The 25,809-nt window shown below is 40.9% G+C and carries 31 protein-coding genes and 4 pseudogenes; 17 read left to right on the top strand and 18 right to left on the bottom strand.

All coding sequences use genetic code 11. The features are described 5' to 3' along the window. Window positions 1-182 precede the first annotated feature (182 nt). Window positions 183-518 carry a hypothetical protein gene (locus H4I94_RS14985; protein WP_005264101.1) on the top strand — a complete coding sequence of 112 codons (336 nt, stop codon included), beginning with the start codon at window positions 183-185 and terminating at the stop codon, window positions 516-518. 36 nt (window positions 519-554) lie between these two features. On the opposite strand, the gene H4I94_RS14980 is transcribed toward H4I94_RS14985, so the two are convergent. Together H4I94_RS14980 and H4I94_RS14975 are read right to left on the bottom strand one after the other, a co-directional pair. Next, on the bottom strand, window positions 555-818 hold the full coding sequence (locus H4I94_RS14980; RefSeq protein ID WP_005264103.1) for a Txe/YoeB family addiction module toxin: 264 nt from the start codon (window positions 816-818) through the stop codon (window positions 555-557). Continuing rightward, complete coding sequence (locus H4I94_RS14975) at window positions 802-1,065, bottom strand: type II toxin-antitoxin system Phd/YefM family antitoxin (protein WP_005264105.1); 264 nt, start codon at window positions 1,063-1,065, stop codon at window positions 802-804. Before H4I94_RS14975 ends, H4I94_RS14980 begins: the two co-directional genes overlap by 17 nt. A 106-nt stretch (window positions 1,066-1,171) precedes the next feature. On the opposite strand from H4I94_RS14975, the gene H4I94_RS14970 reads away from it, so the two are divergent. From H4I94_RS14970 to xseB, 6 genes and pseudogenes are all read left to right on the top strand, one after another. Then, window positions 1,172-1,303 carry a hypothetical protein gene (locus H4I94_RS14970; protein WP_261183611.1) on the top strand — a complete coding sequence of 44 codons (132 nt, stop codon included), beginning with the start codon at window positions 1,172-1,174 and terminating at the stop codon, window positions 1,301-1,303. Next, window positions 1,272-1,374 (top strand): annotated as a pseudogene (locus tag H4I94_RS14965) (IS6 family transposase); the annotation flags it as partial. The gene H4I94_RS14970 and the pseudogene H4I94_RS14965, both read left to right, overlap by 32 nt. A gap of 90 nt (window positions 1,375-1,464) precedes the next feature. Next, a pseudogene (locus H4I94_RS16270) lies at window positions 1,465-1,668 on the top strand (antitoxin HicB); the annotation flags it as partial. 3 nt (window positions 1,669-1,671) lie between these two features. Further along, window positions 1,672-1,899: a DUF1778 domain-containing protein gene (locus H4I94_RS14960; RefSeq protein WP_314732924.1), complete on the top strand. Its 228-nt coding sequence runs from the start codon at window positions 1,672-1,674 to the stop codon at window positions 1,897-1,899. A gap of 207 nt (window positions 1,900-2,106) precedes the next feature. Continuing rightward, window positions 2,107-3,372 (top strand): exodeoxyribonuclease VII large subunit, encoded by a 1,266-nt coding sequence (gene xseA, locus H4I94_RS14955; RefSeq protein WP_261183609.1) that lies wholly within the window; start codon window positions 2,107-2,109, stop codon window positions 3,370-3,372. Then, window positions 3,362-3,556, top strand: a complete 195-nt coding sequence (gene xseB, locus H4I94_RS14950) for an exodeoxyribonuclease VII small subunit (RefSeq protein WP_261183608.1) — start codon at window positions 3,362-3,364, stop codon at window positions 3,554-3,556. The genes xseA and xseB overlap by 11 nt, the downstream gene beginning before the upstream one ends. Before the next feature lie 179 nt (window positions 3,557-3,735). Here the strand turns inward: xseB and H4I94_RS14945 are convergent, their stop codons facing one another. The 4 genes and pseudogenes from H4I94_RS14945 to H4I94_RS14930 all read right to left on the bottom strand — a co-directional run. Beyond that, on the bottom strand, window positions 3,736-3,945 hold the full coding sequence (locus H4I94_RS14945; protein ID WP_261183607.1) for a hypothetical protein: 210 nt from the start codon (window positions 3,943-3,945) through the stop codon (window positions 3,736-3,738). 158 nt (window positions 3,946-4,103) lie between these two features. Then, on the bottom strand, window positions 4,104-5,402 hold the full coding sequence (locus H4I94_RS14940; protein ID WP_261183606.1) for a Y-family DNA polymerase: 1,299 nt from the start codon (window positions 5,400-5,402) through the stop codon (window positions 4,104-4,106). Further along, window positions 5,399-5,971 carry a LexA family protein gene (locus H4I94_RS14935; protein ID WP_261183605.1) on the bottom strand — a complete coding sequence of 191 codons (573 nt, stop codon included), beginning with the start codon at window positions 5,969-5,971 and terminating at the stop codon, window positions 5,399-5,401. The genes H4I94_RS14940 and H4I94_RS14935 overlap by 4 nt, the downstream gene beginning before the upstream one ends. An 86-nt stretch (window positions 5,972-6,057) precedes the next feature. Then, window positions 6,058-6,361: pseudogene (locus H4I94_RS14930) on the bottom strand (Fic family protein); the annotation flags it as partial. Between the two features lie 318 nt (window positions 6,362-6,679). Between H4I94_RS14930 and H4I94_RS14925 the strand changes: the two are divergent. Then, complete coding sequence (locus tag H4I94_RS14925) at window positions 6,680-6,913, top strand: transposase family protein (RefSeq protein WP_261183612.1); 234 nt, start codon at window positions 6,680-6,682, stop codon at window positions 6,911-6,913. 185 nt (window positions 6,914-7,098) lie between these two features. Next, window positions 7,099-7,311, top strand: a complete 213-nt coding sequence (locus H4I94_RS14920) for a transposase family protein (protein ID WP_261183604.1) — start codon at window positions 7,099-7,101, stop codon at window positions 7,309-7,311. A 771-nt stretch (window positions 7,312-8,082) separates the two neighbouring features. On the opposite strand, the gene H4I94_RS14915 is transcribed toward H4I94_RS14920, so the two are convergent. From H4I94_RS14915 to ureE, 9 genes are all read right to left on the bottom strand, one after another. After that, a complete protein-coding gene (locus H4I94_RS14915; RefSeq protein ID WP_261183603.1) occupies window positions 8,083-8,403 on the bottom strand; it encodes a transposase in 321 nt (106 codons plus the stop codon). A 783-nt stretch (window positions 8,404-9,186) separates the two neighbouring features. After that, window positions 9,187-10,887 carry an urease subunit alpha gene (gene ureC / locus H4I94_RS14910; protein ID WP_026056539.1) on the bottom strand — a complete coding sequence of 567 codons (1,701 nt, stop codon included), beginning with the start codon at window positions 10,885-10,887 and terminating at the stop codon, window positions 9,187-9,189. A 42-nt stretch (window positions 10,888-10,929) separates the two neighbouring features. Beyond that, a complete protein-coding gene (locus H4I94_RS14905) occupies window positions 10,930-11,238 on the bottom strand; it encodes an urease subunit beta (protein ID WP_005100595.1) in 309 nt (102 codons plus the stop codon). A 19-nt stretch (window positions 11,239-11,257) separates the two neighbouring features. After that, window positions 11,258-11,560 carry an urease subunit gamma gene (ureA, locus tag H4I94_RS14900; RefSeq protein WP_000422459.1) on the bottom strand — a complete coding sequence of 101 codons (303 nt, stop codon included), beginning with the start codon at window positions 11,558-11,560 and terminating at the stop codon, window positions 11,258-11,260. Between the two features lie 100 nt (window positions 11,561-11,660). Continuing rightward, complete coding sequence (locus H4I94_RS14895; protein ID WP_005100596.1) at window positions 11,661-12,539, bottom strand: urease accessory protein UreD; 879 nt, start codon at window positions 12,537-12,539, stop codon at window positions 11,661-11,663. A gap of 71 nt (window positions 12,540-12,610) precedes the next feature. Beyond that, a complete protein-coding gene (locus H4I94_RS14890) occupies window positions 12,611-13,177 on the bottom strand; it encodes a HupE/UreJ family protein (RefSeq protein ID WP_005100597.1) in 567 nt (188 codons plus the stop codon). Between the two features lie 14 nt (window positions 13,178-13,191). Continuing rightward, complete coding sequence (gene ureG / locus H4I94_RS14885; protein ID WP_005100598.1) at window positions 13,192-13,806, bottom strand: urease accessory protein UreG; 615 nt, start codon at window positions 13,804-13,806, stop codon at window positions 13,192-13,194. Window positions 13,807-13,823: 17 nt separating this feature from the next. After that, the gene (locus H4I94_RS14880) at window positions 13,824-14,489 is read right to left on the bottom strand and encodes an urease accessory protein UreF (RefSeq protein WP_005100599.1); all 666 of its coding nucleotides are present in this window, start codon (window positions 14,487-14,489) and stop codon (window positions 13,824-13,826) included. Further along, entirely contained in the window at window positions 14,476-14,958 is a 483-nt protein-coding gene (gene ureE / locus H4I94_RS14875; protein ID WP_005100601.1) for an urease accessory protein UreE, read from the bottom strand. The genes H4I94_RS14880 and ureE overlap by 14 nt, the downstream gene beginning before the upstream one ends. 591 nt (window positions 14,959-15,549) lie before the next feature. On the opposite strand from ureE, the gene H4I94_RS14870 reads away from it, so the two are divergent. The 7 genes and pseudogenes from H4I94_RS14870 (at window position 15,550) to H4I94_RS14840 (ending at window position 21,322) form a co-directional block, all read left to right on the top strand. After that, window positions 15,550-16,482, top strand: coding sequence for an IS5-like element ISAha1 family transposase (locus H4I94_RS14870; RefSeq protein ID WP_004637176.1), 933 nt, complete (start codon window positions 15,550-15,552; stop codon window positions 16,480-16,482). 207 nt (window positions 16,483-16,689) lie between these two features. Next, entirely contained in the window at window positions 16,690-17,652 is a 963-nt protein-coding gene (puuE, locus tag H4I94_RS14865) for an allantoinase PuuE (RefSeq protein ID WP_000127611.1), read from the top strand. A 143-nt stretch (window positions 17,653-17,795) separates the two neighbouring features. Next, window positions 17,796-18,299, top strand: a complete 504-nt coding sequence (uraD, locus tag H4I94_RS14860; protein ID WP_001177702.1) for a 2-oxo-4-hydroxy-4-carboxy-5-ureidoimidazoline decarboxylase — start codon at window positions 17,796-17,798, stop codon at window positions 18,297-18,299. Further along, a complete protein-coding gene (gene uraH, locus H4I94_RS14855) occupies window positions 18,296-18,616 on the top strand; it encodes a hydroxyisourate hydrolase (protein ID WP_000625767.1) in 321 nt (106 codons plus the stop codon). The genes uraD and uraH overlap by 4 nt, the downstream gene beginning before the upstream one ends. 35 nt (window positions 18,617-18,651) lie before the next feature. Next, window positions 18,652-20,013: a nucleobase:cation symporter-2 family protein gene (locus H4I94_RS14850; protein WP_000139429.1), complete on the top strand. Its 1,362-nt coding sequence runs from the start codon at window positions 18,652-18,654 to the stop codon at window positions 20,011-20,013. A 69-nt stretch (window positions 20,014-20,082) separates the two neighbouring features. Then, a pseudogene (locus H4I94_RS14845) lies at window positions 20,083-20,391 on the top strand (transposase); the annotation flags it as partial. Between the two features lie 22 nt (window positions 20,392-20,413). After that, a complete protein-coding gene (locus tag H4I94_RS14840) occupies window positions 20,414-21,322 on the top strand; it encodes an IS5 family transposase (RefSeq protein WP_261183600.1) in 909 nt (302 codons plus the stop codon). A gap of 139 nt (window positions 21,323-21,461) precedes the next feature. On the opposite strand, the gene H4I94_RS14835 is transcribed toward H4I94_RS14840, so the two are convergent. Further along, window positions 21,462-21,962 (bottom strand): ureidoglycolate lyase, encoded by a 501-nt coding sequence (locus tag H4I94_RS14835; RefSeq protein ID WP_000250866.1) that lies wholly within the window; start codon window positions 21,960-21,962, stop codon window positions 21,462-21,464. 96 nt (window positions 21,963-22,058) lie between these two features. Beyond that, entirely contained in the window at window positions 22,059-23,066 is a 1,008-nt protein-coding gene (alc, locus tag H4I94_RS14830) for an allantoicase (RefSeq protein WP_000212598.1), read from the bottom strand. Window positions 23,067-23,276: 210 nt separating this feature from the next. On the opposite strand from alc, the gene hpxO reads away from it, so the two are divergent. Then, complete coding sequence (gene hpxO, locus H4I94_RS14825; protein WP_000406591.1) at window positions 23,277-24,434, top strand: FAD-dependent urate hydroxylase HpxO; 1,158 nt, start codon at window positions 23,277-23,279, stop codon at window positions 24,432-24,434. 124 nt (window positions 24,435-24,558) lie between these two features. Here the strand turns inward: hpxO and H4I94_RS14820 are convergent, their stop codons facing one another. Beyond that, complete coding sequence (locus tag H4I94_RS14820) at window positions 24,559-25,485, bottom strand: LysR family transcriptional regulator (RefSeq protein ID WP_000028740.1); 927 nt, start codon at window positions 25,483-25,485, stop codon at window positions 24,559-24,561. Window positions 25,486-25,809: the final 324 nt, after the last annotated feature.

Genomic DNA, 25,809 nt, shown 5'->3' with positions numbered 1-25,809 from the left:
CAATACCAGCGCACAGCCCAAAGAATGATTTCGCCCTGAAAATGCCGACCATGGAAAGGATTCATATGCTGCACCTTTAGCTAAAACAGTCTTCAGCTTACCATTCGTGGTTATTTGCAACAGTGCCGTTTCAATTGCTCTGTGCTATTGATACTACTCCGTTCGATTTTTGGTAAATTTTCATGTCTAAAAAAGTTTTTGAAGATTCAGATAAAAAAATTATATTACCTGCTGATATTAAATTTGATAACGGCTTAGTAGTACCTATTGAAGAGGTTAGTGTTAATACTGTCCGTGATGATGATAATAATATTATTGCCTTAGATCTTAATACCGATTATGACGGTCCAACTATGACTAACCACATAGTTTTTGATATTTATGGTCAGCCAGATACAGGTATTGGTTTATATGATGAAGACCCAGATGACTACGAACATCCTGATGATCGTTCTTATGATGTAGCAGAAGATATTTCCCAAGAAACGTTAGATGAAATACAAATTCAAATCAAATAAAAAAGCCCCTACACTAGTTGAGTAAGGGCTTCTTGTTCATTCGTAGTGGTAACGACATGAAATAATCGTTATCGCTGCGTCTGTTACTTCATAGACTAGTCTATTCTTTTCATCTATTCGTCTGCTCCAAAACCCAGATAAATCACCGAGTAATGGTTCAGGCTTACCAATACCTTCAAATGGAGTTCTCAGACACTCCTTGATTAAGGCATTGATTCGCTTTAGAGTCTTTTTGTCTTGGCTTTGCCAGTAAACATAATCATCCCAAGCTGAAGGTGTAAAACTAGTCTTCCGTTTCATCTAAAAGTTCTCTTTCGATCGTTTTAGATGCTCGTAATTCTGCAATTGATTTTGCTAAATGTGCTGCATTACTTGGAGAAGACATGAGATGCAATGTTTCCATCAAACTATCGTAATAGTCTTGACCCATAACAACGGCATGTTGACCTTCTTTACGTGTAATAACAGCTACATCTGCATCATCAATAACACGGTCTAAAACCGTTTTCAGGTTATTGCGAGCATCTGTATATGTAAATACATGCATTTATAGCCACCGATTAACAATCATCATTGTCTTAGTAATTTTAATTGTACAGTATTCTGTACATAAAGTAAAACACTTACTTCGTAAAAAGTAAGAGCCATAATTTATGGCACTGTTGCAAATAGCGATTGATGATAAGCAAAATAGTTTTTTAGCTAAAAGTTCAGTATATGAATCTCTTCCATTGTCGGCATTTTTAGGGCGAAATCATTCTTTGGGCTGTGTGCTGGTATTGTAATATGGCATTAGCTACGTGAACTTCGGGAAATGCTTTCTGAACGTGGTGTGAATGTTGATCACACGACTATCTCAGAGTGAAGTGTGTCTAATCAACAGGGTTTTCGGTCTCTAAGTACTTTTTAAAGGGAACATCATCGACTCAAATCTCTATTTGCAACAGTGCCCAGTAAACAATATACTTACCGTGTCACATGGTCGGCAGAAGATAATGCATATGTCGGTTTATGTGCCGAGTTCCCCGCATTGTCCTGGCTTGACGTAGATTAGTCTAAAGCGTTCTCAGGAATTGTTGATTTTGTTGCCGAGGTTGTAGCCGATATGATCAGTAAGCATGAGACAGTAGCTACGCCACGCTCTGCAAAAAATATGGCTCACCTGGCAACTGAACAGATCAATATTCAAATCACGGCTGATACGAAAAAAGTGATTGAGCAGGCCGCAAACCTGTTGGTCATCAGTGTCAGTGATTTTATCCTTTATGCCTCTTTAGAACGGGCAGAAGATGTGCTGAAATCCAACCCTGGGGTGCAGGGGAATGCGGCAGATCACACCATGCTGATAGATGTGCTTGGAAAATCCTCGTCCTGCAAATGACGCCATCAAGCAGCTGATGCATTTACTGGACAAAAATTGAAGTCTGCCCCGTTTATCCTCAGCGCAAAATAGTCAATTCCTGATGAGAGGCTTTCAGCAGCTTGTGGACGTACACAGCAACACTCTGGATTTTCCAAACAATTCTATGCTTTGAAATGAAAGCTGTTATTTTGTAGGATCAAATGACCGCATTCCGTATTTTCTTTCATGTCAGAAACCCAACTCAGTCTCAGTGAATACCTGACCACCGTACAGGAAGTCATCCAGCTGACTTTCGATGAGGCGGTATGGGTCAAAGCCGAGATCCGTAACCTGAGTATCAAAGGCGGGCATTACTATCTGGAGCTGGCAGAGAAAGATGAAGACAGCCATAAAGTGATTGCCAGCTGTAAAGGCACCCTCTGGAAATTTACCGCACAAAAAATCGTACTAAGGTTTGAACGGGAAAGCGGCATTGAACTTTCCAAGGATTTGAATGTCCTGATCAAGGTCAAAGCTAAATTTGATCCGCAATACGGCTTCTCGGTCAATATTGAAGACATCGACTCCAGTTTTACCCTGGGTGACATTGCCAAGCGCTATCAGCAGATCCTGCAACGCCTGACTCAGGAAGGTCTGCTCAATCACAACAAACAGCTACCGACACCTTTTGATTTGCAGAACGTCTTGGTCATCGCCCCGGAAAATGCCGCCGGGCTGGGGGACTTCAAAAAAGATGCCGATGCCCTGGCTCAGGCGGGTGTCTGCCATTTCGTTTATCATGCAGCCACCTTCCAGGGCAATACCGCCCCCGGCAGTATTATGCAGGCTCTGGCCAGTGCATTGAGGCAGTGGGCTCAAGCGTACCAAAGCGCTCCCGACCTGATTGTGATCATCCGCGGGGGCGGGGCAGTCAATGATCTGGCCTATCTGAACGACTATGATCTGGCTGCGCTGTTATGCAAAAGAACAGTGCCAATCTGGGTGGGCATTGGCCATGAAAAGGACCGCACCATCCTGGATGAAATCGCGCACCGCTCCTTTGATACCCCGAGTAAAGTCATCGCCGGGATCCGCAACCTGATTGTCGAACGGGTCAATGAAGCCAGTACGGCACTGCAGACCATCAAACTGCTGTCCCAGCATCAGCTGACCGCCTATCAAAGCCAGAACGATCAGTACCTGAAAACCATCCAAACTCTGGCACAAAGCCAGCTCAATGATGCGCAGCGTAGTGTTGATCTCTTAAAAAGCGATACCCTGTATTTTGCCCAGCAACAACTCCGGCGGGCTGCCCAGCAGACCGAATCCCTGATGCGGGAAACCTTGCTACAGAATCCACGAAACGTGATGGCCAAGGGCTATGCAATTGTCCGCAGTCAGGGCAAAGCCATCCGCTCGGTGCAACAAATCACTGGCCAGCAACTCCAGATCGAACTCCAGGATGGCATGATTGATGCCACCGTGACACAGGTAAGCACACATGAACAATGAACAACTAAGTTTTAAGCAGGGCTACGAGATTCTCAGGAAGAATGCCGAATTGCTGGAATCGCAGGAAGAACCGGATATTGATAATCTGATGGCGATCGTTGAAGAATCGATGATCGCCTACAAAGCCTGCAAATCAAGGATTGATGCCGTTCAGCAGGCGCTGAATGACACCTTTAAGGAATAGAAAAAAAGCCTAAGGACCATAAAGCGTCTAGCCTGTTGAGTACAGATTGCGGTAATTAACTGTATAAAACCATGCATTAGGGACAAAAAAACCGCACTGAACGATAACGATCAAACTGGATCTGAGCACTCGACCGATTGAACAGGAGAATACCGTCCGTTCCTGCAATCCACGCAGCTCTACCTATCAGTTCTTTGAATCTCGTGAAAAACCCCGTGTTCATCTACCTGCATGTGTGGAATCGGGGTATGGGTCAGTTCTGCGATCGCAATCAGGTTTGCGGACATTTGCTTGCCCAATAACGCTCTAGCTTCCGTTACTTTGTCAGAAACTTCACTGGCTTGAGCTGATTCTTCTACAGGGATTTCGTCCTTTGTTGTTTTAGCCATGCGATTTAAGCCTCCTGAGTTGCTTGCAATATGATGAGCTCAATGTTTTACCATAGCGATATGAGTATCTTCCCAGCAGCGATCCGTCCGCAATAGGGGGGCTGGATAGATGTCCGGTTGTTAATTGTCACCTGTTTAACCTAAAAAGGGGTGATGGCTTAATGGGTAATTTTCAATAATCCCTGCCAGCTGAAATAGTTCTGGGTCAGATGTGTCCGGTTCATCGACCATTTCCGCTGTGGTAAATAACACGATCCCACTGCCAGTTTAGTCTTGCCATATCTGGCTTGCACGGCTTCTAAAGCCTGCATCAGCTGTTCGTTGCTTTCACGCTGGCGATGGTCTGTAAGCAGATCAGGCACATAGCGGGTCTTGCTGACCAGACCGGTCAGAATCACCCCACATTTTTTATACTTTACCTCTGGCTTATAGATGCCTTGCAGTAACTGCATCGCAGCATGAATCAGATCAAGTACACAGTCCGTGGGTTCCGGGAATTCAAAGGCCAACGATTTGCTGTAATACGCTGTGTTTTGATCAAAAGGATTGGATTGCACGAAAGCAATGATACAGCCACACAGCGAGGCATCCGCACGCAAGCGCATGACTGCATCTTGCACATACTTACCCATGGCTTCTTTCAGATCATCCAGCTCGGTAATCCGTTCTCCAAAGGAGCGGCTAGCCACAATCTGCTGCTTGGGTGCAGGAGCATCCTCCAGTTGCAAACAGGAGATGCCCTGTAATTCCAGCACCGTGCGCTGCATCAGCACTGAAAACAAACTTCCCATGCGATGCGCATCCTGCATGGCCAGATCCAGTACCGAATGGATGCCCATCTGGTTCAGCTTTTTGACCAGCTTACGTCCCACACCCCAGACTTCACCCACCTCAATTCCGGCATACAGCGTTTCCTGATCCAGATAATCCAGCTCCAGCACATTGCATACGCCTGCAAAGCCAGGCCATTTCTTGGCAAGGTGATTGGCTAGCTTGGCTTCGGTCTTGCTGCGACCAATCCCGATGGATACCGGCAACCCGATCCAGTCCCAGATCCGCTGTTTCATCTCTCTGGCATAGCGGGTCAAGTCAAAATGCTGTGCATAACTGGTTAAATCCAGAAAACATTCATCAATCGAATAGATTTCCTGTTCATACGGAGCCACATAACCGGCCAAAATCGAATGGAAGCGATTGGACATTTCCGCATACAGGGCATAGTTGCTCGACAGCACCACCACTTGATGCTGCCGGACAATGTCCTGAACCTGAAACAACGGAACACCCATCTTGATGCCCAGGGCTTTGGCCTCATTACTGCGGGCCACTGCACAACCATCATTATTGCTCAGCACAATCACTGGACGGTGATTCAGGCTGGGATTAAACACCCGTTCACAACTGACATAACAGTTGTTGATGTCGATCAGGGCATAAATCCGCTCGTGGCTGTTCATCTGAACTTCTTGATGACACTGGTGACTACACCCCAGATCAGCAGGGTCTGACCGTCTTTCAAATGGATATCCGCATAATCCGGGTTTTCCGCCTGTAACCAGCGTTTGTCGCCTTCAATCATCAGTCGTTTGATGGTGAAATCATTGTCGATCAGGGCCAGAACAATATCACCATGCTTGGGCTCAATACTGCGGTCCACGATCAGCTTGTCCTTCAGATCAATCCCGGCATCGCGCATGGAAAGCGATTCCACCTCAACGATAAAGGTAGCCTGCTGGTTCTGGATCAGGAACTCGTTCAGATCCAGGGTCTTGTCGATATAGTCTTGGGCTGGGGAAGGGAAACCTGCAGCCACCTTTTGCAAGGCAACCGGAATCTCATAATGTGTTCTGGCTTCAACCGGAGTAATCGAAGCAACATCATTGCGGGCCGGTTTTTTTACCTGATCCAGATACTGCCTGATTTCCAGTATACGGGCTTCAGGAACCCGGATCACTTTGGTTGGGCCTTCATGAACCGGTTTTCGACCAGAACCTTCACGGGCACCACCATGCTGATATTCATTCATTTTATTTGTTCATCTTGATTTTGTAACATAATCAAGATGGTAAAAACAGCAGTGGAAAAAAACAACTCCATTCGTCGGATTGGGGATTAAATTCCTAAAACCAGCTGATAAGGCTTAAAGCCTTCTAGTACAGAATCCGCAACTAACTGCACGAAAGGTTCGGTTTTGCTATGAGCCATCCATTGATCAAATGCTTCATAATAACCAAGCGGTTTTCCACTTTAATTACACAGGGGCGGATAACCTGCCTTCATCAATTCTAAATTCATCAATAAATGGATGTATGCCTACAAAGTCAGCATGTACTTTGGCTGCTAGCTCAGTCGGGTTGAGTTGATCTACTTCAGTATTGTACCAACCTACAAACTGAGCCATTTTGGTCTCAATAACAGCGGTGCTTAATTTGTAAGATTCAGGCATATAAACATGTTTTAGATGCCAATGAGTATATTTTTATTGGTAATACAATTATTTGTTGAGTCAAAATCAGCCATCATAATTCCAATTCGTGCCAATTCATTCCAATCAATGGAAACTAGCATTTCTTGATGCCATTGAAATTTTTTTATTGGCAATAGTATAGTTTGGATGCCAATAATACCGCTGAATAAACTCGACTGAACGATAGAGGGTTTGCTGATGCAGAAGCATGTTTCAGCTAAAGGCAGACCACCCAAGTTAAGCCTGGAAGACTAGGTTCTTCTCTGTCTGAGCTATTGGCGGGAATACCGAACTTTATTTCACATTGCTACGAGTTACGGGGTTTCAGAGTCAACAGCCTCAAGGATTGTACGTCATGTTGAAGATTACCTGATTCAGTCCAATCTGTTTAATTTACCGAGGAATTTTCCCGAAGGTGAAGGCATAGACTGGAATGTTGTGATCGTAGATGCCACAGAAATTCCAATTCAAAGGCCTAAAAAAACAGAAGAAAAGCTATAGTGGCAAGAAAAAAGACGCATACCTTTAAAATACAGGCCATCATTCATTATAAGACACAGAAAATTCTGAGCTTATATACTGATCGCGGTACGGTGCATGATTTCGAACTATTCAAATGAAATTTAAGCCAGATTCCTTCTGGGGCTTTTATTCTCGCAGATAAAGGCTACTAGGGAATTTATGCTGTGTATCCTAATAGCCTATTGCCATTAAAAGCCAAAAGGAGCTGTAAATTGGATCCTGAACTCAAAATCTATAATCAGGAAATCAATAAAAGAAGAATCGGGATTGAGCATGTATTTGGTCGCCTTAAGACCTTTAAAATCCTTGCTGAACGTTACCGAAATAGAGTTAAACGACTTGGTTTTGAGATTCAATTTAATCGCTGGAATCTATAATTTAGATTTGAGTAGAAAATAATTTATGAAAGAGGTCTATTAAAGATAATATTTAAAAATTTATTACTAAAAATAATATTCTCCTATGTGTAATCAGCTATAATTTAATATTGAAAATTTCAATAACTCTGCTTTATTAATTTATAGTAAATATTGATTTAAATGAAAATTGGCAAGAAAATATTTGAATATATGGAACACATAATTACTGTATGTAAATATGAGAGTTATTTAATTATAAACACCCAAAAAAGCATGTATTGAAATTTTTTCGGTATGTATTGAACGGCTAAAAACACCAAAAAAGTATGTATTGAAATTTTTTCGGTATGTATTGAACGGCTAAAAACATCAAAAAAGTATGTATTGAAATTTTTTCGGTATGTATTGAACGGCTAAAAACACCAAAAAAAGTATGTATTGAAATTTTTTTTGCTGTGTAACGGTAGTAATGGATATTTTTTGATCTATTTTTGGATGATTTTTTTATGTGTGAATAGTTTGTATTTTTTTTGAAGTCGATCTGTGATTATTTTTAGTTATGCTTTTTTGGGAGTTTGGAAGATGGCATAAGTAGGATCAAATTAATTATCTTTACGAAGTAATTTAATTAAATAAGAGTATTATATTTTGGGTTGTTACATTTAAATATTATTTTCTTGGATTAAAATTTTAATAACTCAGGCCTTTTTATTTAAAATAACAAAGAGTGGTATGCGTTTCTAAAAATCAGTATTATTTGTTTTGGATAATATAAATAATTATTATAAACTACATTAACTTAAATCCTATATCCAAGGCTTCTCTAATCGATTTTTCTTGTTGACTGACAATATTTCTGACTTTTCTTTTGAGTACAGACCATGCTTTTTCAATTGGGTTTAGATTTGGACTATATGTCGGTAAATACATGAGTCTGGCATTGTATCGGAGAGCTAATCCATCAATTTCTTTACCTTTATGAATCGATGCGTTATCTAAAATCAGTAAGTGCTTTTGGTACTGACCATTTTTATCTTTAGTTAAGCTTTTCAGCAAATATTCAAGCCACCCAGCAAAAGAGCTGCGATTACATGAACCATGAAAGATCAATGGAGCAATAAATCTGGAAGCTGCATTCGTTTAAGTTCTTTATCCGACATAGACACCAACATATCAAACCGTCCGCTAAGAAAATCGCAAAAGCGTATATTCTAAAAGCGGACATTTTTATTGGTGAGAATACAGACACTTTAAATGGTTTCTAACAAAACTGATTTCGCATAATATAGATTATGTTAAATTTAGAACATGATACTTTAAGTTCATAAGGCTTTGTTGCATAAAGATTTAAAAAATTGAGCTATCGCAATCCACTCAAATTTAATCGACAATTTAGGTATGAAATTTGCTTAAATAAGTTTCCGACAAATTCGGTACGGTTAAGTGATAGCCATCGCCATAAAAACGATCTTTAACCAACTTTGAGCAATTTCTAAATTTTCTAACTCTAGGTACATTATCTTCCCTCAAGCTGATATTGCAGATTGATAGCCATACCAAAAAATAAATATTACGCCGCTAAAAGTCAGAGCATACTTCCATAATGGTGAGAGCTGCTGCCACATAACTGGAAACCTGCCTGAAATCTAGTAAGGTATTCATCGAATGATTACGTTTTAATTAGCTTAGAGCTGTTCTAATTTTAAAATCTTTGTGCAACAAAGCCTGAAAGGACATGCCAGTTAGTTAAAACTAGTTTGGGTATCCTAAATACTCATGCTTAGTAAATAGAATCATTAGCCAAAAATCCATAAAGGAGTTTATTCACGTTATGGATTTAAGACTTTAAACTCGTGAGAGATTGATTGGCTGGCTTTTAAGCAAGATAATTAATTAAAACAAGAAATAACGCTGTGCCATTGGCAATAATTCTGCTGGTTCACAGGTCAAATGTATGCCATCTGCCCGTACTTCGTAGATTTCCGAATCAACTTCCATCACTGGTGTATAGGTGTTGTGCTTCATATCGGCTTTTGAAATATTACGTGTGTTTTTACATGCAGAAATGATTTTTTTCAGACCTAATTTTTCCGCTACACCATTATTAATTCCTGCCTGAGACAAGAAGGTAATACAGGTGTTATGCACACCGCGGGCATTTGCGCCAAACATGGGACGGTAGTGCACAGGCTGCGGCGTTGGAATGGACGCATTAATATCCCCCATTGGTGCTGCTGCAATCATACCGCCTTTAATAATCATGGCAGGTTTAACACCAAAAAATGCAGGTTTCCACAGCACCAAGTCTGCCAGCTTACCTTCTTCGACCGAGCCGACTTCATGACTCAAACCGTGGGTAATGGCTGGATTAATTGTATATTTCGCAATATAACGTTTAACCCGCTGATTATCGGTATGTGGCGTATCACCTTCTAGCGGTCCACGCTGCACTTTCATTTTATGTGCGGTTTGCCATGTACGAATAATCACTTCGCCCACACGCCCCATTGCCTGTGAATCAGACGACATCATGGAAATTGCGCCCAAATCTTGCAAAATATCTTCCGCGGCAATGGTTTCACGACGAATTCGACTTTCGGCAAATGCAACATCTTCTGAAATCGCAGGATCTAAATGATGACATACCATCAGCATGTCCAAATGCTCATCAATGGTATTAACCGTATATGGGCGCGTCGGATTGGTTGAAGATGGCAACACGTTGGCCTGACCAATGGCTTTTAAAATATCAGGCGCATGACCACCACCTGCACCTTCAGTATGATAGGTGTGAATGGTACGCTGTTTAAATGCCGCCAACGTTTCTTCTAAAAAGCCGCTCTCGTTTAAAGTATCAGTATGAATTGCGACTTGCACATCATATTCATCCGCGACAGTCAAACAGTTATCAATGGCAGCAGGGGTTGAACCCCAATCTTCATGCAGTTTTAAACCCACCACACCTGCTTCAATCTGCTCGCGGACAGGATCGGGCAAACTCAAATTTCCTTTGCCCAATAGCCCAATATTCATAGGTAAATCATCGATGGCTTGCAACATGGTCGCAATATGCCATGGTCCCGGTGTCACTGTGGTTGCGGATGTCCCTGCTGCTGGACCTGTTCCGCCACCAATCATAGTGGTTGTACCTGACATGAGTGCAGTTTCTACCTGTTGCGGGCAAATCCAGTGAATATGCGTGTCAATGCCGCCTGCAGTTAGAATTTGACCTTCCCCCGCAATCACTTCCGTGGCCGCTCCCAACGGAATGGTGATATTGGGTTGTATGTCAGGATTTCCCGCCTTACCAATTTTCCAGATACGACCATTCTTTAAACCGACATCGGCTTTCACAATGCCCCACCAATCGACAATAAGTGCATTGGTAATGACGGTATCGGCAACATCATCTGCCAACAATTGGGATTGCCCCATGCCGTCTCGAATGACTTTACCACCACCGAATTTAACTTCTTCACCATAAGTGGTCAGGTCTTGTTCGACTTCAATAAACAGTTCCGTATCCGCCAAACGAACACGATCCCCTACGGTTGGTCCGAACATTTCCGCATATGCACGACGTGACATTTTCATCATAGATTACTCTAAATTCTTAAAAGATTTTGATGGCCCGACTTAGTCAAGTTTCCCCATCACTCGACCCGCAAAACCATACACTTCACGCTTTCCTGCTAGTGCCACCAATTCGACATCTCGGCTCTGACCCGGCTCAAACCGTACTGCGGTGCCCGCAGCAATATTCAAACGGTAGCCTTTGGCACGCTCGCGCTCAAATTGCAAAGCATCATTGGCTTCATAAAAGTGAAAATGCGAACCAATTTGAATTGGTCGATCCCCAGCGTTCGCAACCGTTATTTTTAGGGTTTCACGTCCAACATTTAACTCAATATCGCGATCTGACGTAATTACTTCACCTGGAATCATCTTTATTCCTTATAGTTCTTTACATAATCGGTTGATGTACAGTCACCAGTTTTGAACCATCTGGAAAGGTTGCTTCAACTTGGACTTCAACAATCATTTCTGCGATGCCATCCATCACATCATTGCGGCTCAGTAAAGTCGTGCCGTAGTGCATCAGCTCGCTTACGCTCATGCCATCGCGTGCACCTTCAAGCAAGGCAGCAGAAATATACGCAATCGCTTCAGGATAATTCAGCTTTAAACCACGTGCTTTACGGCGCTCTGCAACCAAGCCCGCGGTAAAAATTAAAAGTTTGTCTTTTTCTGTTGGATTTAATTCCATATCTTTTACCTATTTAAACGTGGAGATGCTTCGCTCATGAGCTATACATGACCAAAAATCGTTGTGTCATTTGGTCTTGAAATTACAGGCTAAAATGAATTTAAGTTCTCCAAATACGTGGGAATTCTTCATCCAGATCGTACCAATAGCGTCTTAATTTCGCTCTGATGGCAGCAAAAGCATCATGACATTGCCGAACATCATTCCCCAAATAGCGCGCACAAATCACATCATCCAAAACCGTTAAGGTGACAGGTACATCCATACGCATCATCAGTTCACGGATTAAATCCAAATACTGTTCTAAATCTAGACTGGCACGATATTGCATGGGGGGCACGGCCCAGAAACTCCCCATCACAGATTGACCATGCATGCCTAGGCATGAACTTAACCAGCGGTCATTGCCCTTAAAACTTAAAGTATCTGCCACCAACAAAGTTTGATTACGGAACAATTTGAACTGGTTGCTATAGGCACCATCACTAAATTGCTCTTCACGTGCTTGGCGACCAATGACCAACATGTCCCAACCAATAAAACTGGCTGCATGATCCAAATGAATGATGGTTTCTGAATGCGCATTCGCACCATTAAACAGCATGGTTTCTTGCGGCAGCCATTCAAAAATAGCATCAGCATTCAAACAAATATTGATATGCTGATAGGCCTTTTTACCATTGGTTTTGTACCATTTACCTGCGCCCGGGGTGGTCACTAAGGCATGAGCCTGCGCATCGACAGACATATCAAAAGTCAGGTGATCCCCACCCGCAATGCCCGCAGGTGGATGCACAATAATGGCATGGCAAACCCCTGTTTTTTCAGGCCAAAGCATTTTTTGTACCCGCACAGGACCATAATGTTTGCGGTGATGTAACACCGTGCATTCAGGCTCTTTTTGAGCCTGAAAACCGAGTTCCAACTTGGCAAACCATAATTGAGCATCATGCGTTCGACTGACGGTTAAATCCTGCATGCTTCCTCTGCGTGATCAATACCAATAATTTGCTGTGCTGAAATTTGTTCATCAAAACGACCTAAAAATCATTAAGCCAAACCAATCAATGCAACAACTGCGGCAATTCCACCGACAATTTTCTTACCATGTGGCACATATTTTTGTACCAATGCACCTAAACCCAAGCCACCTGCGTAGATACAAGACATAGCAACAACCATGCCGAAGACTAAACCGATCACATGACCTGAATGACTCAATTCGGCACCATGCGCCATACCATGAAAACTTGCTAAAACCATAGTCGCAACTGCAAACAGTCGATTGGCTTTGGTCCATAGGGCAATGGCAAGAACAGATAAGGAGAAAACAATGCCGTATTCAGCAATATTTGCGGAAACGATATGCAACTGCCCAAGGCTAAAACCCGCAATCATGGCCACAACTAAACCCAACAATCCGCCTACTTTCCAACGATTAGCCGCTGACCACAGCAGCACACCAAAAGCGATTGCCATTGTGAGGTGATCAATTCCAGTAAATGGATGAATAAAGCCCGTCAAGAAACTATTCTGTTGTTCATGTCCGGGATGTGCCATTGCCCACATTGGAAAAGCTGCGGCGAAAGTGGCTAAAGTTCTTTTTAAATAAGTCATGGTGTTTCCCCGAATTAAGCTTTGAATAGACCTTGTTTTTCAATGAACGAAATAATAATTTCCAAACCTTCTTTGGTTTTCATATTGCTAAACAAGAACGGCTTATCGCCACGCATACGTTTAGCATCTTGGTCCATCACACTTAGGTTTGCGCCGACCATTGGTGCCAAGTCGGTTTTATTGATAATCAACAAATCGGATTTGGTAATGCCTGGACCACCTTTACGTGGAATCTTTTCTCCCCCCGCCACATCAATCACATACAGGGTTAAATCTGAAAGCTCAGGACTAAATGTCGCTGCCAAATTATCTCCACCACTTTCAATAATAATCAGCTCAAGCCCATCAAACTTTTCACATAAATCATCAATTGCCGCGAGGTTAATAGACGCATCTTCACGAATGGCAGTATGCGGACAACCACCTGTTTCCACCCCAACAATACGCTCTGGAGACATGGCTTCATTGCGGGTTAAAAAGTTTGAATCTTCTTTGGTATAAATGTCATTGGTGACGACCGCCATATTATATTTTTCACGCAAGGCCTGACATAAATTCAAGGTCAGCGCTGTTTTACCCGACCCGACTGGTCCACCAATTCCTACACGTAATGGGCTACGTTGTGACATGTTTTTTCCTCTTAAAATTATGATCTGAATAGTCTTGAATATTGGGTCTCGTGGTGCATACTGAGCATGGCATATTGCGGTAAAGCACTACTGATTTCTGTGTCTGGCAATGCCAGCGCACGCGTAATTGCTGCGGGAATAAGCGCATGTAAATGCCACAAAATACGCTGACCACTCATCTGTCCAAGCGGTACGGTTTTAACTGCCGCCAAGACCTGATTTTCTAAAAGGGTAAAGGTATAAGCCGTGAGTACTTCTGTTTGATTTAGCCCCAAGGTGCCACACAGGTTTCCATACACTGGAACAAAGCCCAGCTGTTTTTTCACTTTAACGGGTTGCTTTAATACGTCTCTAATCCATGCATTTAAAGAAAATGCCAACTGTTTCGATTCTGCCAGTAGCTCTTTACTCTCACGGCTGGCGCGGTAAAAGTTTGCCCAGTAAGTAAAATTTACTTCGTCATCACTGTATTGCATTAAACGTTTCAGCACTGGCAACTCAAAGCGAACCAAGAGCATTTCCAGCACTTCTTCAAAATAAGCAATGCTGGAGGCTTCATCATGAATCAGCCCTCGATCAATGGCACTTTCCACACCTTGCGAATAGCAATATGCCCCTATCGGTAACGCAGTTGATGACAAGGTCAACAAGCTGAGTAGTTGTGACGGATTAGTGATGGACATGATGTAAAGTCTTGATTGGGCTTAAGCGATGATCATGTTGATGTTGTGCATAAGCACCGCTTTCTGGTTCAAAAGGATGATCTACCTCTGCAACGTTTAATCCCAAACCCACTACCATTTCAGCCAGTACATGATCTGGTTCGAAATATAATGCTGTTGGCGTCAACATTAAGGGAACGTGACGATTGCCGAGATGATATGCAGCTTTTAATAAATCAAATTCTTGCTGTGCCGAAACTTTCATCAGTTTTTCTGGTTTCGCTTCAACTTTAAGAATATTTCCGCTTTCCGTCGAAATATATGATCCACTGCGTAAAATGCCTGTGCGCGGCAAATCTGCACCAATATCTACCCCATTTTTTAAAGTTGCACGAAAACGGCTCTTTTGGCGCGTATCGAAAGTCAGCTCAATGACATCAAAGTCACAATTTTCTGTAACTGCTTCTAATCGTTGAGTATAAATTTCCATTTTTTCTCCATGCTTTACTTTATCTGGTATTACTTTTGACCTAAATTGATTCAAAATTTATTCCTGCATGCAAAATTGCACCACAACAAACATAGAAGCAATTTTTGAACCAACATTTATTTTCTAATGGAGATCAAAATATTTAGGGTAAAATTAAAACCTAATTATTTAATTTCAAATAAAAAATAATAAATAAGTGAGTTGCACTATTAAAGTATCTTTTCACGCCAGTACCATTGGCGAGTTGTATTTTTCACACAATTTTATGGGCTACCATCACTCTCCTAAACAAATATAGTCTGTCTGATTTGCCTATACAGAAAAAAGATGAAGCCCCCCATCCATCTAAAAAATTTCCACTTCATTTCCTAGAAACTCTGCATAGATAGCATTTTGGATGTTGTTGCATAAGTTAATTATTTCTAAACGTATAATTGAACTCAGACAGGTTCCTTATTCCGCATGATGCTGATACCAATGTTCAGCAATATCCCCTCGTCGACAAATCCAAACATTCTCATGTGCTTGAATATAATCGGCTTTGTTGCACAAACCTATCTCTAAAGGCTTATTCCACAATATAATTCTCAAATGAATAAGCCCACACCTAAAATCTATCGTACAACCAATTGGTCTTCTTATAACAGTGCATTAATAAATCGAGGAAATCTCTCAATTTGGTTTGATCCCAAGACTCAATGGTACGCTCAACCCAAAGGTAAACATGGTCGAAATCAAACTTATTCAGATACAGCCATCCAATGCTGTTTAATGATCAAATCCTTATTTCGTCTTTCTTTACGCATGGTCACTGGCTTTGTGCAAAGTCTCATTCATCTTTGTAGATTAGATTGGACAGCACCAGACTATTCCACCATCTGCAGAAGACAAAAGCATATTGATATTGCAATTAACTATCAAAAAAGCAGTAATGGTCTCCAGCTACTCGTCGATTCTACTGGCTTAAAGTTTCTAGGCGAAGGTGAATGGAAGCGTAAGAAACACCAACCTGAATATCGTCGCCAATGGCGTAAACTTCATATTGGTATAGATGCTGAAACCCTTCAAATACGCGCTATTCAACTCACTACAAATAATGTGAGTGATTCACAAGTGCTTGGTGATTTACTCGATCAGATTCCACAAGATGAGCAGATTGACTCTGTCTATACTGATGGGGCTTATGACACCAAGCAATGCCGTCAAGTAATTGCAGACCGACAAGCACATGCGGTGATTCCGCCAAGAAAAAATGCGAAACCTTGGAAAGATACAAAGACCAGCTCGCTAGAGCGAAATGAATTACTTCGAACAGTTAAACGTTTAGGAAGAACAATATGGAAAAATTGGTCAGGCTATCATCGCAGAAGTCTGATAGAAACCAAGATGCATTGCATCAAATTATTAGGCGATAAACTCCGTGCGAGAAACTTTCAAAGCCAAGTCAATGAGATTCATGCACGTGTGGCCGTATTAAATAAATTTACAGATTTAGGCCGACCTCACACCCAAGTTGCCACTTAAATTTAGATAACTTGGAAGAAGTTTAGCTTTTGAATGTTTGTGCAACAAAGCCTATTAAATTTATAAAGTTAGATGCTCAATATGCACGCGTCATCAGTTGTCGTTCCTTTAGAAAGGAAATAAAACTTGTATACTAAGTTTTGGCGCACTAATTGCTTAATTCATTCTATTTTTTGACTGTTTGATATAACAAATTAGGAAGTGGATGTGACAGCAACATATTTACGTGGGCAAGATCTGATAGACCAGATTCAACAACAAGACTATTCCAGAGATCTGATTGGCTATCATGGAGAACCACCCAAAGTGGAATGGCCAAATGGTGCTCGTGTCGCGGTTCAGTTTGTATTGAACTATGAAGAAGGCGGTGAAAACCATGTAGAACATGGTGATGCAGGTTCAGAACAGTTTTTGTCAGATATTATTGGCGCGGCCAGTTTTCCAGACAAACACATGTCGATGGATTCCATGTACGAATATGGCTCACGAGCGGGCTTTTGGCGCATTCACCAAGAGTTTAAAAAACGCCAACTCCCCATGACCATTTTCGGTGTGGGTATGGCTTTGGCACGCAATCCTTACATTGTGGAAGCGATTAAAGCAGCCAATTATGATGTCGTATCGCATGGTCAACGTTGGTTGCATTATCAAGATATGCCAATCGAACAAGAACGCCAACATATGGATCAAGCTATTAGCGTGCTTGAAACGCTATTTGGTAAAACACCAATCGGTTGGTATACCGGACGTGATAGCCCGAATACTCGAAAATTACTTGCTGAATTTCCTCAGATTCAATATGACTGTGACTATTATGGCGATGACTTACCATTTTGGAGCACAGTGACGAATGTAGATGGTGCAACACGTCCGCATTTAATCATTCCATATACACTTGAAAGTAATGATATGAAGTTTTGCTCGCCGGGTGGTTTTAATAGTGGTGAGCAATTTTATCAATACCTTAAAGATGCCTTTGATGTGTTATATGCCGAAGGTGAAACTGCGCCAAAAATGCTATCTATTGGTATGCACTGTCGTATTTTAGGGCGACCAGGACGCTTTAAAGCACTACAAAGATTCTTAGATTATGTGCAATCGCATGAAAAAGTATGGGTTTGTCGTCGTGCCGATATTGCAGAACATTGGATAAAACACCATGCACCGTAATAAAAAAAATAAAGAAGAAAGAGAGGCTTAGCGCCTCTTTTTTTGTGCCTATAAAAAGCAATTTGTCTAAGAAATAAGGGATTGGCATTGATATTGCAAAACATGTTTTGAACGAACATTAAATATTTTTAGGCGATTTAATAGTGCAACTTGTTGAATTTAATCAAGCATCCGAAGCCGATGTAAAAACATTTTTAAAGCACTGTGTGCAAATTGAAAGCTGGGCGAATGAGCTGCTCAGTCAGCGTCCGTATGCATCATTAGACAGTATTTTGGAATACGCGGCTCAAGCTGCTCGTACATGGTCGTGGGAAGAAATTAAATCTGCTTTAGATAATCACCCGCGTATTGGTGAAAAAAAAGCCCAAGCTGAACTTTCTGAATTAGAAAAGAATTTTTCCAACCGTGAACAATCCGCTATTTCAGCCGATGAAGAAACACAAATGGCATTGCTCAAAGGCAACATCGCTTATGAAAAAAAGTACGGCTATATCTTCTTAATTAAAGCTTCAGGCTTAAGCAGTGAAAATGTATTACAAGCATTGCAGTACCGTCTGCTGAATAATCCAGAAACTGAAAAGCGTATTGTCCATCATCAATTGGCTGAAATTGCCTTATTAAGATTAAAACAGGAGCTAAGTGCATGATCAGCTCACATATTTTAGATACAAATCTTGGGAAACCTGCTGCCAATGTCTTGATTAAATTATTCAATGCAGACGGTATGTTACTTGGTGAAGGGCAAACCAATGCAGATGGCCGTGTGACCGACTTTGGTTTAAGCGAATTTTCTACGGGTAGCTATAGCTTAGAGTTTGCCACAGCGGACTATTTTGAAAGTCTTAATACCGAAACTTTTTTCCCAAAAGCAGTAATTCATTTCTTAGTAAAAGATGCCTCACAGCATTTTCATATTCCTTTGTTGATTAGCCCTTTTGCCTATTCAACATATCGCGGTAGCTAAAAACAGCATCATAAAACGGATCGGGGGATATAAAAATGACAGAACAAAATCAAACAGTTTCACCAGAACATGAATATTTAGGTGCAGGGAAAAGCCTAGCTTATGGCTTACAACATGTATTGACGATGTATGGCGGTATTATTGCGCCGCCACTGATTATTGGTACAGCCGCAGGACTTGAACCTGCACAAATTGGTTTATTAATTGCAGCAGCATTATTTGTCGGTGGTTTAGCCACGATTTTACAAACGGTCGGTGTGAAATACATCGGTGCAAAATTACCCCTAGTTCAAGGCGTATCCTTTGCTGGTGTGGCAACGATGATTGCCATAGTCACTGCAGGTGGTGGGCTTTCGGCAGTATATGGTGCGGTTATTGTTGCTTCATTAATCGGTTTCTTTTTAGCACCATATTTTTCAAAAATTATTCGTTTTTTCCCGCCAATCGTGACCGGCTGCGTGATTACCGTGATTGGTTTGTCATTGCTACCTGTCGCAGTACGTTGGATGATGGGTGGAAATAGCAAAGCGCCTGATTGGGGCAGTGCTGAAAATATTAGTTTGGCTTTTCTAACTTTAGCCATTGTCATTGTGCTGAATATTACTCGAAACGCTACAATTCGTCGTTTATCCATCTTATTAGCAATTGTGCTAGGTACAGTGCTGGCATATGCGATGGGCTTTGGCGATTTCTCAAAAGTCGCAAATGGCAATTGGATTCAATTCCCAAGTTTCTTTGCCTTTGGTATGCCAACATTTGAACTGAGTGCCATTATTGCAATGCTAATTGTGACATTGGTGATTATGACTGAAACTACAGCTGATATTATCGCTGTTGGTGAAATTGTCGGTACCAAAGTCGACGCTGAACGTATTACCAATGGGCTACGTGCCGATATGCTTTCAAGTGCGGCAGCACCAATATTTGGCTCATTCATGCAAAGTGCCTTTGCACAAAATGTAGGCTTGGTCGCGATTACTGGTGTAAAAAGCCGTTTTGTTGTTGCAGCGGGTGGCTTAATTTTAGTTGTATTGGGTATTTTACCAATTATGGGCCGTTTGATTGCTGCAATTCCTGTACCGGTATTGGGTGGCGCAGGTTTGGTATTGTTTGGTACAGTGGCTGCAAGTGGTATTCGTACTTTAGCTAAAATTGATTATAGTGAGCAAAAGAACCTAATCATTGTTGCTACAGCAATTGCCGCAGGTATGATTCCAATTATTGATCACTCATTCTATGCGAACTTCCCAAAATGGGTACAAACCCTGTTCCATTCAGGTATTAGTTCAACGTGCCTCATGGCCATCGTATTAAATATTGTGTTTAACCATCTAAACTTTTTTAAAAGTAAAGAAGTGAATAAAACCAGCAATATTGTTATAGATAGTCATCACTAAGCTATTCAAAATAAAGGCTTTGTTGCACAAACCTAGCCTATAAGGTTTATTCAGTCCTATAATTTCAAAATGAATAAACCTACTCCTAAAACTTATCGTACAACCAACTGGTCTTCCTATAATCGCGCTCTCATTAATCGGGGCAACATTTCCATTTGGTTTGATCCAAACACTCAGTGGTATGCACAACCACAAAACAAGCAAGGTCGAAATCAAACTTACTCCGATACGGCTATTCAATGCTGTTTAATGATCAAATCTTTATTTAGACTCTCTTTACGCATGGTCACAGGTTTTGTTCAAAGTCTGATTAAACTTTGTGGATTAAATTGGACCGCACCAGATTACAGTACGCTTTGTCGAAGACAAAAACATATTGATATTGCGATTAGCTATCANAATGATCAAATCTTTATTTAGACTCTCTTTACGCATGGTCACAGGTTTTGTTCAAAGTCTGATTAAACTTTGTGGATTAAATTGGACCGCACCAGATTACAGTACGCTTTGTCGAAGACAAAAACATATTGATATTGCGATTAGCTATCAAAAAAGTAGTGATGGGCTACATCTACTCGTCGACTCAACTGGCTTAAAGTTTCTAGGTGAAGGTGAGTGGAAACGTAAGAAACATGGACCTGAATATCGTCGCCAATGGCGTAAGCTTCATATTGGCATCGATGCTGAAACCTTGCAAATACGTGCAGTACAGCTTACTACAAATAATGTGAGCGATTCGCAAGTACTCGGTGATTTACTTGCTCAAATTCCCTTAGATGAACGAATTGATTCGGTCTATACCGATGGTGCTTATGACACGAAGCACTGCAGACAAGTCATTCTAGATCGAGATGCACATGCGCTCATTCCGCCAAGAAAAAATGCAAAACCATGGAAAGATCAGAAATTGAGATCTTTAGAGCGGAATGAGTTACTGAAAACAGTTAAACGTTTAGGAAGAACGCTTTGGAAAAAATGGTCTGGTTATCATCGTCGAAGTTNTCGAGATGCACATGCGCTCATTCCGCCAAGAAAAAATGCAAAACCATGGAAAGATCAGAAATTGAGATCTTTAGAGCGGAATGAGTTACTGAAAACAGTTAAACGTTTAGGAAGAACGCTTTGGAAAAAATGGTCTGGTTATCATCGTCGAAGTTTAGTTGAAACCAAGATGCATTGCATCAAACTATTAGGTGATAAATTAACAGCAAGGAGTTTTTCTAGTCAGGTGAATGAGATTCATGCACGCATAGCCGTATTGAACAAATTTACAGAATTAGGTCGTCCTCATACCCAAGTTGTCACTTGAATTCTGTTCAAATGAGCAGAGTGTTATCTTTTAAATCTTTGTGCAACAAAGCCCACAAGACTTAAAAGCCCCACGGATGGGGCTTTTAATTTCTGAGACAATTTTAAATTGAGGTTTCAATTTCAATGATAGTTTAAATTTATGCCACGATATTGAGTACTTCATTAAACTGATAAACATCACAATTATGTCCAATACCAATACGATCAACCACGGCAAAGTTACTTGGCGCCTCTAAAGTTAATAGAGGGTGATGCCATGTACCTGCATGGTAGTTAACACCTTGTGTACCATCTGAAATAAAAGCACAGAGTTTTGAAATATCAGGCGTTTGATCATCCAATGCAGGTGCCACCACAATTAAAAAAGCCTGACCTTGCATCGGGATAAAAGCTTGTGAGCCATTCGGATGTCGCTCAAGCATCGAAACCGAAAAAGGAATTTCTGTCTGTTTAATATTACGAAAAATACTAATACCTGCATGTGCTTCACCGAAGATTTCAGTGGTTACAAGGGCATGATAACGCTCGGTATGTGCATCATTGATATGAAAAAAATCCTGTCCTCCGCAGCAAATCACCTCACCAAAAGGGGCAAAGTTTTCAATGCTCAGGGGCTGTAGCTGAATTGTTTGAACCATGTGTAATTCTTTTATTGTCTATATCAAGTGTAGGAGAAGAAGGATAAAACCACAGTACTTATCCTTCTCGATGTAGAAAGTATTCAAGCTTTCAATTTAGCTTTTGGTTTTACCCCACAAACGAATACGGCTGATACCACCATCTGGAATCATATTAATGCGAATATGCGAGATCTTTTCATGTTGCAAAATTTCGTTTACAAAGCTATGAATATGATCCATTTGCATGTCTTGTGCTTCAAGCAAAAATGGCCAGAACATACTTTGTGGAATTAATTGTGGATCAGTTGCATCTTTAACATATACGGCTTGAATAGAGACTTGGGCTGGAAAGTTGCCTTTAAAGTGTGCCGTATCGATATCAATTTTTTCAATTGCACCAGTTTGACCCAAAGCCAAAATACACCAATCAAAGCCCGGTGCACGACGACGTTTGGTTTCCCAACCATCACCCATATTAATTCCGCGACCTGGGTTAATCAGATTACGTGGATGACCAAAATGTGCATCGCTATAAGCAATTACACGTCCACCATTTTCTAAAGCAACTAAATCAATTGTTGCAGTGTGATCTTGTTGTTGAACGCTCACTTCACCATACACTTTAAAACGAGCAACACCACCATCAGGAAAAATATTTAAACGCACATGAGTAAAAACTTGGTCAGCTGTAATCGGCAAAACATGATGCTGACTTGGGCCAAGTACGTTGTTCTCTAATATGTTCAACCATTCAGCTTGAGCAAGATCGCCATCAGGGGCGTAGCAGGCTTCAACTGAAGCTGAAGCAGGGTAATTCCCAGTGAAGAAGGTAGTGTCAATATCTAAAGCCTTAATATGCCCAGCTACGCCCAATTGAATAATTGCCCAGTCATAACCTGTGTGACGTTTACGGCGCGTTTCCCAACCATCCATCCATTTACCATGGTCATCGAATTTATCTTCAACAAAAATTGGCGCGTCAAATTGAAGCATACGTTTTGCTTCTGCGAAAAATTCATCTGAACATTCAATAATTTTTGCACCAATACGGTCATCTGCCAAATTGGTAAGTGTCTGTAATTGTGCAGGAATATCAAAATCGGGTGCTAATAAAGTCGCCATATATTAAATCCATTCGCTATTTTCTTTCAAAATTCATGCTTTGCGCTATCGTGCTACAAAAAATTTAACAAACGATAAAAACAAGCATTTACACGCGTTTAGATGCACAGCGTGTGCCAACTTTGGATTTTTTTCAGGGCGCTTTATAAAAAATGGCACGCTTTTAGCATTTTATGACTTAGAAACTTATAAAACACAGGGGAATTATAGATGGAAATTACAATTATTGGTGCAGGTATGGCGGGTCTAACTACAGGCATCGCACTAAAAAAATTCGGACACCAAGTAACCATCTATGAACAGGCAGAACAAATTTTACCGGTGGGTGCTGCTATTTCGTTATGGTCTAACGGTGTGAAATGTCTAAATTATTTGGGTTTGACAGAGCAAGTTGAAAAGCTTGGCGGCAAAATGGATAACCTTGCTTATATTGATGGTCTGACGGGCGATGTGATGACCCAGTTTAGCCTTTATCCATTGATTGAAGAAGTCGGGCAACGACCATATCCGGTATCACGTGCGGAACTTCAGAATATGTTAATGGATGAATTTGGTCGTGAAGATATTCATCTAGCTAAGAAAATGATTTCTTTTGTTGAAGAAGGAGAGCGTGTAAAAATTCAATTTGCAGATGGTAGCGAAATAGAATCTGATCTATTGGTGGGTGCAGACGGTACACACTCAATTACTCGTGCCTATGTTTTAGGTGAGCAAGTTGAGCGACGCTATGCAGGCTATGTCAATTGGAATGGTCTCGTTGATGTCTCAGACGATTATGCCGCAGCAGATCAATGGACAACGTTTGTAGGTGAAGGCAAACGTGTTTCACTGATGCCAGTGGCGAATAATCGTTTCTATTTCTTTTTTGATGTGCCGTTAGCTGTTGGTCTTGAAAATGATCGTAGCCAATACAAAGCTTTATTCAAACAATACTTTAAAGGATGGTGTGAGCCTGTCCAAAAGTTAATTGATGCAGTCGATGTGCAAAAGACCAATCGTGTAGAAATTCACGATATCGAACCATTTGCCAATTTTTACAAAGGTCGAGTGGTGATTGTAGGTGATGCAGCGCACAGTACAACACCTGATATTGGTCAAGGCGGCTGCCAAGCGATGGAAGATGCTATCTATTTGGCACGTTCATTGCAAATTAATACCTTAGGTTTACAAGATTCTTTACGTCGCTATCAGAACAAGCGTAATGAACGTGCCAATGAGTTGGTACTTCGTGCCCGTAAGCGCTGTGATGTGACACATATGAAAGATGAAGCGGTGACCCGAGAGTGGTATGAAGAGTTACGTAAAGAACAAGGCAATCATATTATGAAGGGAATTATTAGTAACATTGTCGGTAATCCACTCGACTAAGCTGTAAGACACAAAAAGAAATGTAAAACTAAAAGGTTAGCTTTCAGCAGCCAGTGTGAATATTCACACTGGCTTTTTTTTAGCTATTTAGAAACATTAGATTGAAGAGCAAAGGATTAAATGTTTAAGGAAGTTGCTTTAATTGCAATTTGATTTCTTCCATTTTTTCGACCAATAAATTTACCATTATTTGTGAAAGACGAGATGTTTGACGTTTTGAAGCGACGCACAGTGCAATGGTTAAACGATGCATACCTTTTTCACGAATGGGCTTAAATACGATCTTTTTTGAGTTTAAAAGTGGTAATGCATCCATATATGACATTAAGCCAATGCCTAATTGTTGTTGAATTAATGATGTTATCATTCTAATGTCATTACATTCTATCTTTTGTATAGGATTAAATTTGTGATGTTTATAGAGTGTATGTACATAATCACTGATGACTAAGGGCTCACTTGGCATGATATGACGCTCATTTAAAGTGTCAGATAAATAGATTTTATCCATGCCGGCTAAGGTGTGATGTGGTGATAAAACATAGCCTAAAGGAATTTCAATAAAGGATAAGATTTCTAATTGATTGTGACTTTTAGGATTTAAGATAATGCCAAAATCTAATTCTGCATCAATGATTTTTCTCGATATTTCTTCACTGCTATTCATACTGATATTGAGATTAATCCATGGATAGCTTTCAGCCATGCGTTGAATACAATCCACGACAAAACCATCATTTAGGGCAGAAATAAAACCCATTTCAATATTGCCGCGACTTAATCCTTGAATTTCATCAAATCGAATTCGAGTCAGCTGATATTCTTTTTGCCATTTAAGCAAATCAGCATAAAGTAATTCACCTGCTAACGTTAGCTTCAGCCCCTGCGGTAAACGCTCAAATAAAGCAACGCCTAACTCTTCTTCAGCAAGAATAATTTGCCGATGCACTGCAGAGACTGAAATAAAAAGCTGTTCTGCGGCTTTACGTAAACTGCCAGTACGGGCAACAGCCATAAAATATTCAGAAAATCGGGAAAAGGTAATCGACATACAGCTATTCAATCTCACGGGCAGTTTACAAAGTACTTATCCATGCTTAAGCGATTTTCATGCCATAACTTTTGATTTTTTCAATTCATTCTGCTTTTGTGTTCTAAAAAGCAGAACATTGTATGCAAATCATTCTAATAGACAGAAATGCTATCCAAACGTATTTTTGACTTAGAAAGGCTTTGTTGCACAAAGATTTAAAAGATAACACTCTGCTCATTTGAACAGAATTCAAGTGACAACTTGGGTATGAGGACGACCTAATTCTGTAAATTTGTTCAATACGGCTATGCGTGCATGAATCTCATTCACCTGACTAGAAAA

Source organism: Acinetobacter sp. T_3_1 (genome assembly GCF_025377055.1).
GTDB classification, from domain to species: Bacteria; Pseudomonadota; Gammaproteobacteria; order Pseudomonadales; family Moraxellaceae; genus Acinetobacter; species Acinetobacter kookii.
This window is presented reverse-complemented; position numbering and strand designations above follow the sequence as displayed.

What these genes read in the sequence shown, in the direction of transcription:
- H4I94_RS14985 (WP_005264101.1), top strand. Translation starts at nt 183, where the DNA reads ATGTCTAAAAAAGTTTTTGAAGATTCAGATAAAAAAATTATATTACCT.
- H4I94_RS14980 (WP_005264103.1), bottom strand. Translation starts at nt 818, where the DNA reads ATGAAACGGAAGACTAGTTTTACACCTTCAGCTTGGGATGATTATGTT.
- H4I94_RS14975 (WP_005264105.1), bottom strand. Translation starts at nt 1,065, where the DNA reads ATGCATGTATTTACATATACAGATGCTCGCAATAACCTGAAAACGGTT.
- H4I94_RS14970 (WP_261183611.1), top strand. Translation starts at nt 1,172, where the DNA reads ATGGCACTGTTGCAAATAGCGATTGATGATAAGCAAAATAGTTTTTTA.
- H4I94_RS14960 (WP_314732924.1), top strand. Translation starts at nt 1,672, where the DNA reads ATGGCTCACCTGGCAACTGAACAGATCAATATTCAAATCACGGCTGAT.
- xseA (WP_261183609.1), top strand. Translation starts at nt 2,107, where the DNA reads ATGTCAGAAACCCAACTCAGTCTCAGTGAATACCTGACCACCGTACAG.
- xseB (WP_261183608.1), top strand. Translation starts at nt 3,362, where the DNA reads ATGAACAATGAACAACTAAGTTTTAAGCAGGGCTACGAGATTCTCAGG.
- H4I94_RS14945 (WP_261183607.1), bottom strand. Translation starts at nt 3,945, where the DNA reads ATGGCTAAAACAACAAAGGACGAAATCCCTGTAGAAGAATCAGCTCAA.
- H4I94_RS14940 (WP_261183606.1), bottom strand. Translation starts at nt 5,402, where the DNA reads ATGAACAGCCACGAGCGGATTTATGCCCTGATCGACATCAACAACTGT.
- H4I94_RS14935 (WP_261183605.1), bottom strand. Translation starts at nt 5,971, where the DNA reads ATGAATGAATATCAGCATGGTGGTGCCCGTGAAGGTTCTGGTCGAAAA.
- ureC (WP_026056539.1), bottom strand. Translation starts at nt 10,887, where the DNA reads ATGAAAATGTCACGTCGTGCATATGCGGAAATGTTCGGACCAACCGTA.
- H4I94_RS14905 (WP_005100595.1), bottom strand. Translation starts at nt 11,238, where the DNA reads ATGATTCCAGGTGAAGTAATTACGTCAGATCGCGATATTGAGTTAAAT.
- ureA (WP_000422459.1), bottom strand. Translation starts at nt 11,560, where the DNA reads ATGGAATTAAATCCAACAGAAAAAGACAAACTTTTAATTTTTACCGCG.
- H4I94_RS14895 (WP_005100596.1), bottom strand. Translation starts at nt 12,539, where the DNA reads ATGCAGGATTTAACCGTCAGTCGAACGCATGATGCTCAATTATGGTTT.
- H4I94_RS14890 (WP_005100597.1), bottom strand. Translation starts at nt 13,177, where the DNA reads ATGACTTATTTAAAAAGAACTTTAGCCACTTTCGCCGCAGCTTTTCCA.
- ureG (WP_005100598.1), bottom strand. Translation starts at nt 13,806, where the DNA reads ATGTCACAACGTAGCCCATTACGTGTAGGAATTGGTGGACCAGTCGGG.
- H4I94_RS14880 (WP_005100599.1), bottom strand. Translation starts at nt 14,489, where the DNA reads ATGTCCATCACTAATCCGTCACAACTACTCAGCTTGTTGACCTTGTCA.
- ureE (WP_005100601.1), bottom strand. Translation starts at nt 14,958, where the DNA reads ATGGAAATTTATACTCAACGATTAGAAGCAGTTACAGAAAATTGTGAC.
- H4I94_RS14870 (WP_004637176.1), top strand. Translation starts at nt 15,550, where the DNA reads ATGAATAAGCCCACACCTAAAATCTATCGTACAACCAATTGGTCTTCT.
- uraH (WP_000625767.1), top strand. Translation starts at nt 18,296, where the DNA reads ATGATCAGCTCACATATTTTAGATACAAATCTTGGGAAACCTGCTGCC.
- H4I94_RS14850 (WP_000139429.1), top strand. Translation starts at nt 18,652, where the DNA reads ATGACAGAACAAAATCAAACAGTTTCACCAGAACATGAATATTTAGGT.
- H4I94_RS14835 (WP_000250866.1), bottom strand. Translation starts at nt 21,962, where the DNA reads ATGGTTCAAACAATTCAGCTACAGCCCCTGAGCATTGAAAACTTTGCC.
- alc (WP_000212598.1), bottom strand. Translation starts at nt 23,066, where the DNA reads ATGGCGACTTTATTAGCACCCGATTTTGATATTCCTGCACAATTACAG.
- hpxO (WP_000406591.1), top strand. Translation starts at nt 23,277, where the DNA reads ATGGAAATTACAATTATTGGTGCAGGTATGGCGGGTCTAACTACAGGC.
- H4I94_RS14820 (WP_000028740.1), bottom strand. Translation starts at nt 25,485, where the DNA reads ATGTCGATTACCTTTTCCCGATTTTCTGAATATTTTATGGCTGTTGCC.